Raw genomic sequence first — 13845 nt, 5'->3', positions numbered from 1 at the left:
GCGATCCATGAAGGGGATTCTAGGGATCTGCCATAAGGTGATGATTCTGTTTTAATATCGGCCCATCACTTTTTCCTGATGCATACGTGACCAGTCAATGAATTTCGATGCGAACGACGTGGTCAGGCGGCTGGGCGCCCGCTTGAAGATGCGGCACCTGGTGCTGTTGCTGCAGATCCAGCAGCACGGGTCGCTGACGCGCGTCGCGGAGCACATGGCCAGCAGCCAGCCGGCGGTGACGAACGCGTTGTCCGAGCTGGAGAGCATGTTCGGCACGCCGCTTTTCGAGCGCTCGTCGCGCGGGATGCGGCCCACCGCGCTCGGCGCGGTCGTGCTCGAACGGGCGAAGGCGATGATCAAGGATCTCGACCACCTCGCCCGCGAGATGGAGGCCGTCGCCGCCGGGCATGCGGCCCACCTGCACATCGGCGTGATTCCGTTCATTTCCGGGCAGATGCTGTCGGCGGCGCTCAAGCGGCTGCAGGCGCGCATGGAACGCCGCCTGACCGCGACGATTCACGAAGGCACCAGCGACCAGCTGCTGTTGCAGCTCCGGGATCACAGCGTCGACATCGTGATCGGGCGGGCGTCGTCGGCGATCGATCTGGGCCAGGTCTCGTTCGAAGTGCTGTACCAGCAGCAGCCGCGCATGATCGCGAGCCGGCGCCTCGCCGCGAAACTGGCCCGCACCGCGCTCGACTGGCACAAGCTGCACGCGCTCGACTGGATTCTCGGCGCGCCGCATACGCCGATGCGCGAACAGGTGACCGACCTGTTCCTGTCGGCCGGCATCGCGCCGCCCGTTCCGGTCGTCGAGAGTTACTCGTCGAAGCTGATCGGCGAAATGATCGCGTCGAGCGACGAAGCCGTATCGATCGTGCCCGCCGATATCGCGGAAGAACTGGTGCGGATCGCGGGCGTCGCGATCGTCCCTTATTCGCTGGTGTGGACGCTGCCGCCCATCGCGCTGTTTACCCGCACCGCCGATTCGCGCGCGCCGGCGCGGGATCTGCTCGTCGACGCGCTGCGCGAGGTGTGCAGGGAGACTTATGGGGATGCGCAGCGGTAGCGGGTGGTGAGGCGGGCTTGGGTCGAACTGCGCTTCGGCCGCCCGCGGCGCCCGCGCGAAAAATTGGCCCGCACCGGAAAGCGCGGGCCAAGCGGAGAACACACAACACCTTGGGGGGGTATCAAGGCGAGACCAGTCTAGCCCCAGTCGACGGATAGAAGATTTCAGGCCAAATTACAGCTATTACTTCATATAACGAAGGGTCGTTTGCGGTTGTGTGCGGCCAACGGGCGGCACATCGTCCATGAGCGCATGTAGCGGCTCGGCTCCGCGTGTCGTTCAGCGACACCGCCTGGGTCGACACCCGGATGATGGCCGCTGCCATCATGCGTGAACGGCATCCCCCGCAGGTTGCGCCCTTCGTCAGCGATGCCGGGATCGGGTTCCGATATCATGTCGCCGAAATCACCGCCGTCCACGAGACCTTTTCCCATGCGCCGTTGCGCAAGGATTTCGTGGGAACGCAGCAGCGCATCGCTTCCGGAAAACGTATCGCCGGAGCCGCCTGACCCGCTGGCGATGAGATGCAACGACCCACACGAGAGATGGAATGACGACGACCTTCGACGAGGCGACAACGGCGGCGATCGCCGCGTTTGCGCAACTGGATTTCGAGACGGCCGTGCAGGCAATGCGCGCTGAGGCCGATTACGACCACGAACTGGACAAGTGGATCTCGCGCTATATCGACGAGCACGGCGGCGGCGCGGACGATGCCGAATACGACGCGTTGCACGCGCGGGCCCAGGCAACTCCGGAATACGCGCAGTTCGTCGACGAGGTTCGCCGGGAAATCCGGGAATACTTCGACGTGACCGACGAACAACTGGACTGGATGATCGTGCTGCGCAACGACGACAGCGATGCGCTCTGGGCGGAAGTCAACCGGCAGCGAAGCGCGCTGGGAACCGGTGAAGTGCGCGGGGATCTCTGACCGTTGCTTGCCGAGGGCGTCTGGAGTCACGCCGGGGGCGGGGCTGGAGCAAGGTCGGTCACGTGGTGCGCCCGCGCCGCGCAACAAGCACCCCGCCCGACACGCGGATCACACCGAACGCCTTCGGCGTACTATCTCGCTGCGCATGGGTACATCGAATCCGCTTCGTGAACTCATGCCCGCACATCGAACGAGACAACCACGCCGGCGAGGCGGCCGGCCGCGAACGTACCCCGTCCACCACCCACGACCTCGCCAGATCCGAAAGCCGGCTTAAACGATCCGCTCCAGCGCATCCGCGAACCGCGCCACCGCCCCGTCGACGTCATGCAGCTTGTCGAGCCCGAACAGCCCGAGACGGAAGGTCTTGAAATCCTCCGGCTCGTCGCATTGCAGCGGCACCCCGGCCGCGATCTGCAAGCCGACGTCCGCGAATTTCTTCCCGGTGCGAATCCCGTCGTCGTCCGTATAACTGACCACGACACCCGGCGCCTCGAACCCCTCCGCCGCCACACTCCGAAACCCCTTGTCCGCCAGCAACGCACGAATGCGCTTGCCGAGTTCGAGCTGCTCCGCCTTCACCTTGTCGAAGCCGTAAGCCTCGGTTTCCTTCATCACGTCACGCAGCGTGGTGAGGCTGTCGGTCGGCATCGTCGCGTGATAGGCGAACCCGCCGCCCTCGTAAGCTTCCATGATCTGCAGCCACTTGCGCAGATCGCACGCGAAGCTCGTGCTCGTCGTCGCATCGATGCGTTCGCGGGCCAACGCGCTCAGCATGACCATCGCGCAGCACGGCGACGCGCTCCAGCCCTTCTGCGGCGCGCTGATCAGGATGTCGACGCCACTCGCCTGCATGTCGACCCACACCGTGCCGGACGCGATGCAGTCCAGCACGAACATGCCGCCGACGGCATGCACGGCATCGGCTACCGCGCGCAGATACGCATCGGGCAGCATCATCCCGGACGCGGTTTCGACGTGCGGCGCAAACACCAGATCCGGCTTGTGTTCGTTGATCGCGGCGACCACTTCGTCGATCGGGGCCGGCGCATACGCGGCCTGCCGTCCCGCTTCGACCGGGCGCGCCTTCAGCACCGTCGTTTCGGACGGAATGCTGCCCATGTCGAAGATCTGCGACCAGCGGAAGCTGAACCAGCCGTTGCGGATGACCAGGCACTTCCTGTTCGTCGCGAACTGCCGCGCGACGGCTTCCATGCCGAACGTCCCGCTGCCGGGGACGATCACGACCGACTTCGCGTTGTAGACTTTTTTCAGCGTGGCGGAGATGTCGCGCATGACGCCCTGAAAGCGCTGCGACATATGGTTGACCGAGCGATCGGTGTACACCACCGAATATTCGAGGAGCCCCTCGCGGTCAACATCGGGAAGTAAACCTGGCATGCTCGCCTCCGGTGAAAGATGAACGATGGGTCCGGGCGAGCGGCGTCCGTCATGCGATACCGCCCTGCACCCATGCAATTGCGTTATTTTCTCGACGAAAGCAGATTCTAACGAAGGCCGCCCGCCGCTAGGCGCATATTTTGTCGGCCGGCCGGTGGATGCCCGGCCACGCGCGGCCCCCGGCTGAATCGCCCGCCGCGTGGCCGTCCACGCCGCCCGTTGCCGCGCACGAAGCCGTCGAAGCCCTGTTCCATGTATGGACAAGATGGCACTTCCGCCGCGTGCCGCCTACCATGTCGGCTCCCCCCTTCACGACAGAGTCTCCGATGATCCCCAACCGAGCATCATCCCGGCAGCCGTCGACCGATCCCGCGCTCGCCGAACGCGTCGATGCGGTACTGTCCCGCCAACTCGAAACGCAACGCCTCGTCGGTGCGGTCGTCCTGATCGCACGCGACGGCGAACTCGTCTATCGCCGCGCAGCCGGGTTCGCCGACCGCGAAACGCGCACGCCGATGCAGGAGGACACGCTGTTCAGGCTCGCGTCGGTGACGAAGCCGATCGTCTCGGCAGCCGCCATGGTGCTCATTGCACAGCACAAGCTGTCGCTCGACGACGACGTCACGCGCTGGCTGCCCGAGTTCCGTCCGGCACTGCATGACGGCAGCGTGCCGGTGATCACGGTGCGGCATCTGCTCACGCATACCGCCGGCCTCGGCTATCGCTTTACGGAAGCCGACGCAACGTGCGCGTATGCCCGTGCGGGTGTCTCCGACGGGCTGGATAGCGCATCGATCACCCTCGCCGAAAACGTGCGCAGGATCGCGAGCGTGCCGTTGCAGTTCACGCCCGGAACCGGCTGGGACTACTCGCTCTCGATCGACGTCGTCGGCGCGGTCATCGAGGCCGTCAGCGGGCTGCCGCTCGCCGACGCAATCGATGCGCTGGTGCTGCGCCCGCTCGGTACTCGCGACACGGGATTCGTCGCACGCGACGCCGCGCGGCTCGCGACGCCCTACGTCAATGACACGCCGCAGCCGCACCGGCTCGCCGAGGGCGAAACCGTACCCATCTACGAAGGCACCGTCGGCGTGACGTTCTCGCCGTCGCGCGCGCTGAACCCGGAAGCGTTCGCGTCGGGCGGCGCCGGGATGGTCGGCACCGCCGGCGACGTGCTGAACGTGCTCGACACGCTACGGGCGGGCGGCGGCACGCTGCTGCCGGCCGACCTGGTCGACGAGATGGCGCGCATCCACACGGGCAACCTCGAGTTGCCCGACCTGCCCGGCGCGGGTTTCGGGATCGGGTTTTCCGTGTTGCGCGACCCGCAAGCGGCCGCGTCGCCGGAGTCCGTCGGCACCTGGCGCTGGGGCGGCGTCTATGGCCATTCGTGGTTCGTCGACCGCGCCCGCGGGCTCACCGTCGTGTCGCTGTCGAACACGCTCTACGAAGGAATGAACGGCCAGTACACGCTCGATCTGCGCGACGCGATCTACGGCGCAGGCTGACACGCGCAACGGCACGCACAGCAAAAAAAGGCCCGACACATGTCGGGCCAACGGGTTTGAGACACAAGGAGAATCCCGCCCACCCCACTATCGGGCGGTCACGCCGCGCTACACGACGTTCTTTTCGACGATCGGCCGGTTTTCCAGCACCCGCGCCCAGCCGAGCGTCGACAGGTCGAGCGTGTCGTAACGCCCGCCCAGAATGAGTTCGCTGACGCCGCGCCCGGTCGCCGGCCCTTGCTGCAGCCCGTGGCCGCTGTAGCCATTGGCGAACACGACGTTGTCGAGTTCCGGGTGATACCCGATGATCGCGTTGTGGTCGAACACGTTGTACTCGTAGTACCCGGACCAGCAGTTCTCCACGCGCAGCGCCTCGAACTCGGGCACGCGATTCGCGAGCGTCGGCCAGATCACCTCGTCGAACAGGTCGTGGTCGACTTCGTCGAGCGGCAGGTCGTCCGGGTCGCGGTCCGGGCTCGGCGACGTCCCGCAGATATACGTGCGCCCTTCGGGCCGGAAATACACGCCGGTCGGGTCGATCAGCAGCGGGCAATCGGTGAGCTTCGCCGGCGACGACACGTTGAAGATGCTGCGGCGCCGCGCATAGACGGGAATGTCGATGCCCATCATCGACGACAGCGTGCGCGTCCACGCACCGGCCGCGTTGACCAGCGTGTCGCACGCATAGCGCTCGCCGTCGCCCGTGACGACATGCGCGATCTTCCGTCCGTCGCGCGCAACCGACTTCACATCGGCCGCCACATAACGCGCCCCGAGCGCCTGCGCCTTCTTGCGCAGCGCCTGCACGAGCCCGTAGCCGTCGAACCAGCCTTCGCCGCTCACGCCATACGCGCCCGATACGAGATCGTCGACGTTCAGCCACGGGAACTTCGCGCGCAACGCATCGCGATCCATCAGCCGGATATCGGCGCCGAGGCGCGTCTGCAGCGCGTGGTTCTCGCGCAGCGTCGCGTCGCCGGCCGGCGTCGCGAGGAACAGGTAGCCGCCTTCGTGCAGGTCGATCGACGGCTGGTGGCCGTCCACTTCGAGCCGTTCGCCGATGGTGCGCAGGAAGTCGATGCCGAACAGCGACATCTCGATCGACAGCGGCGTCGAGAACTGCTGGCGAATCGACGCGGCCGACAACGCCGACGACGAGCGCGCATAGGTGGGGTCGCGCTCGATCACGGTCACGGATACCGTAGGATCGGTGGCGCGCAGGAAATAGGCGATCGAGCTGCCGATCACACCACCGCCGACGATGACGACTTGAGAACTCACGACTGACTCCAGTTGCACAGGTCGGGCGCGGCCGGCCGGCCGCGCCCTTGGGTTGTTCGTGCCGCGTCGCGCGCGGCGTCGCGCGGGCGGCTTCGTGCGGCTGCCACACCGGCGTGCGCCGCGATCGGAACCGATCGCCCATGGCATTTCAGCACGTCCAGCAACACCGCGAAAGTCCGCGCGCGGGTTGTGTTTCAGTCCGCCGATTGCGTCGTGACGGGCTGCCACGCGGCGTTCTTCACTTCATACAGCGTCGAGCTCGGGTTCTTCAGGTCGCCCGTGTTCGTGAACGCGATCGTGCCCGTGATGCCGTCGTAGCGCGTGCCCTTCAGCGCGCCGTTGAAATCGGCCGGCTTCGTCGAGTTCGCCTTCTGCATCGCCTGGATCGCGATCCACGTCGCGTCGTACGCGAACGGCGCGTACGCGAGCATGTCGACGCCGTACTTCTGCCGGAATTTCGTTTCGAACTGCTTGCCCTTCGCGAGCCGCGACAGCGGCTGCCCGTATTCCCACACGGACGCCCCTTCCGCCGCATTGCCGGCGAGCCTGATGAAGTTCGCGTTCATCACGCCGCCGCCCGCGAGGAACTGCGCGCGGATGCCGAGCTGGCGCATGCGCTTCACGAGCATCGCGGCCTGCGCGTCGAGGCCGCCGAAGAACACGAGATCGGCATTCGTGCTCTTGATCTTCGTGAGCTGCGCGCTGAAGTCCACTGCCTTGTCGTTCGTGAACTCGCGCGCGACGATCGTGCCGCCGTTCGCCTTCACGGCCTTCTCGAATTCGTCGGCTTCGCCCTGGCCGAACGCGGTGCGGTCGTCGATGATCGCGATGCGCTTCGCCTTCGTCACGCTCGCCGCATAGGCGCCTGCGTTGCCCGCGTTCTGCGTGTCGGTCGCGATCACGCGGTACACGGTGCCGAGCCCGGCGCGCGTGATGTCGGGGTTCGTCGCCGACGGCGTGATCATCGGAATGCCGGCCTTCGCGTAGATCTTCGACGCGGGCAGCGTCGTGCCCGAATTGAAATGACCGATCACGACGGCCACCTGCGCATCCGCGAGCTGCTGCGCGGCCTGCACGCCGGTGCGCGGATCGCTCTGGTCGTCCTGCGATGCGACGACGAACTTCACGGGCTTGCCGCCCACCGTCGTATGCGCGGCATTCGCTTCGTCGACGGCCATCCGCACGCCGTTCTCGATGTCCTTGCCGTAGGCGGCGCCGCCGCCCGTCAGCGGGCCGGCCACGCCGACCTTGACCACCGTTTCCTGCGCATGAGCGGCGCCCGTGTGGAGCGCGAGGATCGCGGCGGTCAGGGCGACGCCGGAAAGCGAACGAATGCGGAACGTCATGACAATCCTTGTTCTGGGGGCCGGGATGCAACGCGCGACTGCCGCGCGTCGGCGACCTCCCGCGTGCCGGTCTGCTCGTCCGCCGCCGGTGCGTGATGCGCATTACGGCCGGCCGGTCGATCGCCGCGGCTCCGTCTCCGGAGAGCCTTTCATCGCGAAAGAGGTGAACGGATTGTGGGTAGCCAATACCCGTGCAGCAAACGAAATATCGGAACTATGTTGTGAGGATTTATCATCAAGTTCCGCATTCGCGACCGCCGCGCGGCCCACGCGACGGTGAGCCGCGGGTGGGCGGCCTCCAACGGAAGCCGCGCCGACGGCCGGCCATCAAGGCCGGCCGCGGTCATGCCGGCGGCGCATCATCGTGGCGACGACGGCCCGGCCGGCCATCGCGACGCGCGCGGCGCCGTGTCATCGGTCAGTGCCGATCGGTGCCCTTGTGCTCGCGCACCGCGTCGGCCGCTTCGCCGGCCTTCTCCTGCAGCTTGCCGGCCTGCTGTTCGGCGACGCCGTCCGCTTCCGTCCGGCGGTCGCCCGTCACCTTGCCGAGCGCTTCCTTGACCGAACCCTTGACCTGCTTGAGCCTGCCTTCGATGCGATTCCTGTCCATGGTCGTCTCCTGCGATGGTTGGGGAGAGCCGGCGGCGCAACGTTCTTCCGCGTCGCACCGCCGAGTGGACAGGTTCGCAAGCATGCGCCGCGCGCGGTAGATGCGAATGCACCAGCGCACATGGTGCATTCGTACCGGCGGCGTCAGTCCTTGCCTTTCTCTGCGCCCTTCTCGCCGCGCGCGCCGTTCGCATCGGCCGCGCCGACGATCCCGCGTTCGCGCGCCCAGACGATCGCCTCGCCGCGGCTGTGCACGTCGAGCTTCGCGTAGATCGTCGCGACGTGATTGCGCACGGTGTTCGGCGCGAGCCCGAGGCGCCCGGCGATCTCCTTGTCCGCGAGACCGTGGCACAGCAGGTCGAACACGTCGCGCTCGCGCGCGGTCAGATCCGACAGTTGCGCGCCTGCGTCCGGCGCATTCGCGCGTCGCACGTTCGCGAGCTTCTCGATCAGCGTGCGGCTGAACCACGATGCATCCTGCATCGCCGTCTCGATCGCGTAGACGAGTTCCATCTCCGTGCGCTTGCGATCGCTGATGTCGAGCAGCGCGACGAGCAGGCAGTCGCGCCCGTGAAGTGCGACCGGGTCGGCCGACACGACGCAATCGCGCACGTCGCCTTCGCGCGTGCGGATCTGCACGTCGGCGTTGCGCACGTTGCCGTCGCGCGCGAGCCGGCCTTCGATGCGCTGCCACGCGCCGCGTTCGGCCCACAGCCCGATCTCGTCCGCGGATTTGCCGAGCAGCTCGGCCTGCGCATGGCCCGTCATCGCGGCGAACGCGTCGTTCACGTCGAGCAGTTCGAAGCGCTCGGCCGTGACGATCGCGGTGGCGACCGGCGCCATCCGGAACGCCGTCGCGAAGCGCTCCTCGCTCTGTTGCAGCGCGCGCTCGGCCTGCTTGCGCGGCTCGAGATCCATGAACGTGAACAGCATGCACGCCTCGCCGTTCATGTCGATCGGCTGCCCGGCGACGACCACCGCCTTCGTGCTGCCGTCCGCGCGTTTCAGCACGGCCTCCATCTGCGGAATCGTCGCGCCTTCGGCGAGCCGCTCGATCGCGAGCTCGCGCCGCTCGGCCTGTTCGAGCACGTCGACTTCGTATACCGAGCGGCCGAGCACGTCGTCGCGCTCGTAGCCGGTCATGTCCAGAAAGCCCTGGTTGACCTTCACGTAGCGCAGGTCGTCGAGCCGGCAGATCACGGCCGGCGCCGGGTTCGCGTTGAAGGTGCGCTCGAAGCGCTCCTCGGCGCTCGCCCATTCGGTCGCGTCGTGCAGCACGAGCGCGAGGCAGTCGGGCTCGCCGGCCGCGTTCGTCAGCACGAGGCTGCGGATGCGGTGAACCCAGCTCACGGTTTCATCCGCCGCCGATTCGACTTCGACCGTCACGTCGCTGAACTCCTCGCCCGCGATCACGCGATCCATCGGATAGTGGCCGTCGCGCACCGGATGGTTGTTCCGGTAGCGCAGCCGGAAGCGCTCGCGGTAATCGGTGACGGTCGCGCCGAGCGCGCTCAGCTCGGTCACGCCGTGCATCGCGAGCGCGGCCTCGTTCGCCCAGACGATCCGCTGGTCGGGCTCGATCAGGATCACGCCCTCGGTGAGCCCCGCGATGATCTGATGCAACTGGCGCCGGTCGGTATGCGACTTCAGCACCTGTTCGTTTACCTGTTCGTTCATCGAATGGTTGTCCCTATGGTCAGCAGGAGGCCGGCCCGGTTGTCCCTTTTTTACATTGCTTTTTCGCACCGATACACGCCGGCGGGCGCGTGCGGCGATGATCCCGTCGCCCGCCGCGGCGCAACAGGCGCGAATGCACTAGCCGCCATAGTACATTCGCACGCCCCACCTGAATCGTGCGTTTCCTCGCCGAATGGCACGGCACGGGCTGTGCGCCGGCCGTCCCGCATTGCCCGGGTCGTGATGCATTTCCCGTTCCCGTGCCTGCGCGCCTTTCCCCGTGCAAACGCACTAGCCGATCCGGTGAATTTGCGCGATGTCCGCTCGCGTTCGCCCCGGTACGCTGGTACTGCATCGGCGCTCATGCGCTGCCCTTTCATCCCGCAGAGGAGGACTCCGGATGAAGCTGCATCAGACACCCGATCCGACGCGACCCGAACCGGCCCCGGACAACCCGCCCGAACCGGCGCCCGGCACCGATCCGCCGGTGCCCGTGCCGCCCGACGTGCCGCGCCCGGACATGCCGCCGCGCGAGCCCGGCTACGACACGCCGATCGCCCGGTAGCACGCGGCACGTTTCGTGCTCCACGACTCGACCCATTCACCAAGCCAATCGAAGGAGAACATCAATGAACAAGACCTCGCACCTTTCGACACTGCTGGCCGTCAGCGCGGCCTTCCTGCTTTCCGCCGCACCGCTGACGAACGCGCAGGCCCAGGCCTCGTCGACCGACAGCGGCATGACGAACGAATCGAACCAGCCCGTCACCGACACGTGGATCACGACCAAGGTGAAGGGTGAACTCGCCACCACCGAGGGCGTGAAGAGCACCGACATCAGCGTGAAGACGGTCGACGGCGTCGTCACGCTCACGGGCGTGCTGCCGACCAAGACCGCCGTGAAGAAGGCCATCGCGGTCACGCGCTCGATCAAGGGCGTGAAGCACGTCGACGCATCCGGCCTGAAGGCGAAGGCCTGACGTTCCGGCGCGGCATGCCGCCGCGCCTTTTATCCCTGCATGACAAGGAAGACACGATGAACGAAGACAAGATCAAGGGCCAGTGGAAGCAACTCACCGGCAAGCTGAAGGCCAAGTGGGGCAAGCTGACCGACGACGATCTCGCGGTCGCGGAAGGCAATCGCGACTATCTGGCCGGCAAGATCCAGGAGCGGTACGGGATCGCCCGCGATGAAGCGGAAAAGCAGTTGAAGGAATTCGACCGCGAGCTGTAACGCGATCGCAATTGACGCAACCCGCCGCGGCGCCTCCGGCGTCGCGGCCACCAGGACAACGACATGGGCAAATACCTGATCGCCTGGCTGCTCGGCGTGCCGGTCGGGCTGCTGGTGCTGTTCTACCTGATCACGCACATCTTCTGACGGCGCGGCGGCCGGCGGCTGGCGCCCGGCGCGCCGCCCGCATTCCTCCGCATGCCATGGCGACTGCCTCGACGCATGCACGCCATCGGCCACACCCACGCCACTCCTGCAGGACATCCACTCTTCCGACTACGCGACTGCCGGCGACGGCCAAACGCAATCGGGCAGCACGCTGTCGCGCGCTGCCCGATCGGTCGTTTCCATCGGCAGCAGCCGGCGAATGCCGGCGACGGCGCTGCGCCCGGCGTTACTTCGCCGCGTTCGCCGTCATCTTGAAGATACCCTGCGCGTTGCCCGCATCGAAACGCAGGTCGGTCACCCAGCGGCGCGCCGCCTGGTCGAACGTGCGCTTGCGCGTGATGAACTCGTAGAACGAACCCGGCACGTTGCGCTTCACCGTGCCGCCGTCGCGCGTGCGGAATTCGCGCTCGACGGTATCCGCGCGATACGCGGTCTGGAACACGCGGCCCGAGCGCGAGCGTTCGACCTCCGGCTTCATCGGCCGGCCCTTCGCCTTCTCGTCGTCGGACAGCTTGAACACGTCGGCGACGCGGTCGGTCGCATGGTTGAACGCGTTGCCTTCGGTCGCGATCCACGCCATTTCCGCCGATTCCATCAGCAGCGTTTCGTAGTCGAGTTCGTGCGGCAGATCGTGCTGGCGCGCGAACGCGCCGACGATCTCCGGCAGCAGCGCGTGCGCGGCTTCCAGCGACAGCCAGCCTTCGCGCTCGACTTCCCACAGCAGCGCGACGGCCGCCGGCGACAGCGGATCGCGCGACGTGCTCACGACGTTCGTCACGGCCTGCTGGAATTCCTTCGAGAAGCGCTCCGGATGCAGCTCGCTGACGAAGAACTGCGCGATTTCGTCGGGGGCGTCTTCGTGCGCATACGCGCGGCCCGTCATGCCGAGCTTGTCGAGCGGATAGCGGCCGTTCAGCCGAAAGCCGAGCGGACGCAGGATGCGCGTGAACGCCGCCTCGCCCGGCGGCAGCGCGCCCGTGTGCGGCCAGCGCACCGTGCGCAGCGCGCCGTGATCGAAATACACCGAGCCGCCGCTTTCGATCGTCTCCGCCGTGTACGCGCGGCCGTTCGCCGAACGTTCGAGCAGCCCTTCGAACAGCGCCATGTTCATCGCCTGCGCGATTTCCGCACGCGTCACGACACCGTCTTCCCATTCTTCGAGGATGGCCGGCATGTTCAGGGTCGAGAACAGGGCGTCGGTCTTCGCCTGTCCCAGCAGCTTCGTCAGCAAGCTCTCGATATTCGGATTGCGCATCAGGATTCTCGTCTCGGGGGACCGCCGGCAATCGTGCCGGCAACTCGTCGGCCGGCCGCCCCGCGGGCGCCTGACCTTGCGTGGGGAGCATTATTCAAAGGGTTGCAGCCGGGCGTAAAGCGAGATTAAATTGATATGTGATGAGTTTTTGGAATTATCAGCCGCTCCCCGGCCCCCGCCCGCCGCCTTGCGCCGCGCGGATCTGATCGTCATACGAATCGAACATCATGCGCAAATTCAAGATCCCCAACATGGGCGCGCTCGTGGCTTTCGAGGCCGCCGCCCGCCACGAGAGCTTCACGCATGCGGCCAAGGAGCTGTTCCTGACCGAAAGCGCGGTATCGCGCCAGATCGCGACGCTCGAAGCGAGCCTCGGCGTGCGGCTGTTCGCCCGCGTGAAGCAGCGCGTCGTGCTGACGCGCGCCGGCAAGCTGTACGGCACGCAGGTGCGGCGCGCGCTGGAGGCGCTCGACCGCGACACGCTGTCGATCATCGCGCACGGCAGCGGCGGCGGCTACCTGGAGCTGGCGGTGCTGCCGACCTTCGCGTCGCACTGGCTGATCCCGCGCATCAAGAGCTTCTACGACCGCACGCCCGACGTGCGCGTGAACATGGGCAGCCGCACCGACCTGTTCTCGTTCGAGGACACCCACTTCGAAGCCGCGATCCACTACGGCAAGCCGACCTGGCCCGGTACGTCGTCCGACTACCTGTTCGGCGAGGAAGTCGTGCCGATCTGCTCGCCGGCGCTGCTCGACGGGCCGGTGGAGCGCGTCGAGGATCTGCTCGCGTATCCGCTGCTGCACTCGACGACGCGCCCCGGCGCATGGGCGCAATGGTTCGAGACGCACGGCGTCGAGGACATCCGCACGATGCAGGGCGTGCGCTACGAACTGCACACGATGCTGATCAGCGCGGCCGCGGCCGGGCTCGGCATCGCGCTCGTGCCGAAGTTCTTCGTCGAGGAACAGTTGCAGCAGCTCGGGCTGGTGGTGCCGTGCGATGCGGCCACCGTCGGTGATTCCGCGTACTACCTCGTGTATCCGACGGAACTCAGCCACAGCAAGCCGCTGGAATCGTTTCGCGGCTGGCTGCTCGAACAGGCGAGCGCGTATGCGGCGCCGGCGCCCGGCGCGGATGGCGGGGAATGGGCGGACGACGAGGACGTCGAGTAACGGCGCGCGCGCGCCATCCTTGTCGCACGGTGGCCTCGCAGGCATGTCGCGTCGGCGGACCGGCCTTCACCACCTTCACCAGCCGCGCGCGATCCGGGTTCGGCGTCGGCCGGGATCGTCAGCGCACGCGCCGCGACCGGGCCACGAGCGAGCCACAATACGGCGCACGGCACGCGTGCACGGCCGGT

The 13845-nt window shown here is 66.9% G+C and carries 14 protein-coding genes; 8 read left to right on the top strand and 6 right to left on the bottom strand.

Features of this window, described 5'->3' with window-relative positions; genetic code table 11:
• Window positions 1-97 precede the first annotated feature (97 nt).
• The 3 genes from HWX08_RS22105 (at window position 98) to HWX08_RS22095 (ending at window position 2003) form a co-directional block, all read left to right on the top strand.
• Entirely contained in the window at window positions 98-1069 is a 972-nt protein-coding gene (locus HWX08_RS22105) for a LysR substrate-binding domain-containing protein (protein ID WP_107311142.1), read from the top strand.
• A 272-nt stretch (window positions 1070-1341) separates the two neighbouring features.
• Window positions 1342-1578 (top strand): hypothetical protein, encoded by a 237-nt coding sequence (locus HWX08_RS22100; RefSeq protein WP_174921569.1) that lies wholly within the window; start codon window positions 1342-1344, stop codon window positions 1576-1578.
• Between the two features lie 41 nt (window positions 1579-1619).
• On the top strand, window positions 1620-2003 hold the full coding sequence (locus tag HWX08_RS22095) for an ATP-dependent protease (protein WP_069259135.1): 384 nt from the start codon (window positions 1620-1622) through the stop codon (window positions 2001-2003).
• 273 nt (window positions 2004-2276) lie between these two features.
• On the opposite strand, the gene HWX08_RS22090 is transcribed toward HWX08_RS22095, so the two are convergent.
• Window positions 2277-3404, bottom strand: coding sequence for an aminotransferase class V-fold PLP-dependent enzyme (locus HWX08_RS22090; protein WP_107311138.1), 1128 nt, complete (start codon window positions 3402-3404; stop codon window positions 2277-2279).
• A gap of 326 nt (window positions 3405-3730) precedes the next feature.
• On the opposite strand from HWX08_RS22090, the gene HWX08_RS22085 reads away from it, so the two are divergent.
• On the top strand, window positions 3731-4912 hold the full coding sequence (locus HWX08_RS22085; RefSeq protein ID WP_069259133.1) for a serine hydrolase domain-containing protein: 1182 nt from the start codon (window positions 3731-3733) through the stop codon (window positions 4910-4912).
• 108 nt (window positions 4913-5020) lie between these two features.
• On the opposite strand, the gene HWX08_RS22080 is transcribed toward HWX08_RS22085, so the two are convergent.
• The 4 genes from HWX08_RS22080 to HWX08_RS22065 form a co-directional block, all read right to left on the bottom strand.
• Window positions 5021-6193: an NAD(P)/FAD-dependent oxidoreductase gene (locus tag HWX08_RS22080; RefSeq protein ID WP_174921568.1), complete on the bottom strand. Its 1173-nt coding sequence runs from the start codon at window positions 6191-6193 to the stop codon at window positions 5021-5023.
• A 194-nt stretch (window positions 6194-6387) separates the two neighbouring features.
• Window positions 6388-7539: a branched-chain amino acid ABC transporter substrate-binding protein gene (locus HWX08_RS22075; protein ID WP_174921567.1), complete on the bottom strand. Its 1152-nt coding sequence runs from the start codon at window positions 7537-7539 to the stop codon at window positions 6388-6390.
• A 418-nt stretch (window positions 7540-7957) separates the two neighbouring features.
• The gene (locus tag HWX08_RS22070; protein ID WP_107311134.1) at window positions 7958-8149 is read right to left on the bottom strand and encodes a CsbD family protein; all 192 of its coding nucleotides are present in this window, start codon (window positions 8147-8149) and stop codon (window positions 7958-7960) included.
• A gap of 143 nt (window positions 8150-8292) precedes the next feature.
• Window positions 8293-9825, bottom strand: coding sequence for a helix-turn-helix transcriptional regulator (locus HWX08_RS22065; RefSeq protein WP_174921566.1), 1533 nt, complete (start codon window positions 9823-9825; stop codon window positions 8293-8295).
• 400 nt (window positions 9826-10225) lie between these two features.
• Between HWX08_RS22065 and HWX08_RS22060 the strand changes: the two genes are divergently transcribed.
• The 3 genes from HWX08_RS22060 to HWX08_RS22050 all read left to right on the top strand — a co-directional run bounded on the left by HWX08_RS22060 (window position 10226) and on the right by HWX08_RS22050 (window position 11059).
• Complete coding sequence (locus HWX08_RS22060; RefSeq protein WP_167375392.1) at window positions 10226-10390, top strand: hypothetical protein; 165 nt, start codon at window positions 10226-10228, stop codon at window positions 10388-10390.
• 64 nt (window positions 10391-10454) lie between these two features.
• Entirely contained in the window at window positions 10455-10805 is a 351-nt protein-coding gene (locus tag HWX08_RS22055; protein WP_069259128.1) for a BON domain-containing protein, read from the top strand.
• Between the two features lie 56 nt (window positions 10806-10861).
• Window positions 10862-11059, top strand: a complete 198-nt coding sequence (locus tag HWX08_RS22050; protein WP_034205539.1) for a CsbD family protein — start codon at window positions 10862-10864, stop codon at window positions 11057-11059.
• Window positions 11060-11453: 394 nt separating this feature from the next.
• On the opposite strand, the gene HWX08_RS22045 is transcribed toward HWX08_RS22050, so the two are convergent.
• Entirely contained in the window at window positions 11454-12482 is a 1029-nt protein-coding gene (locus HWX08_RS22045) for a DUF1338 domain-containing protein (protein ID WP_069259127.1), read from the bottom strand.
• 227 nt (window positions 12483-12709) lie between these two features.
• Here HWX08_RS22045 and HWX08_RS22040 point away from each other — a divergent pair, with 227 nt between their 5' ends.
• Window positions 12710-13657: a LysR family transcriptional regulator gene (locus HWX08_RS22040; RefSeq protein WP_069259126.1), complete on the top strand. Its 948-nt coding sequence runs from the start codon at window positions 12710-12712 to the stop codon at window positions 13655-13657.
• The last annotated feature ends 188 nt before the right edge of the window (window positions 13658-13845 follow it).

Origin of the sequence: Burkholderia metallica, assembly GCF_902832845.1 — a bacterium.
GTDB classification, from domain to species: Bacteria; Pseudomonadota; Gammaproteobacteria; order Burkholderiales; family Burkholderiaceae; genus Burkholderia; species Burkholderia metallica.
This window is presented reverse-complemented; position numbering and strand designations above follow the sequence as displayed.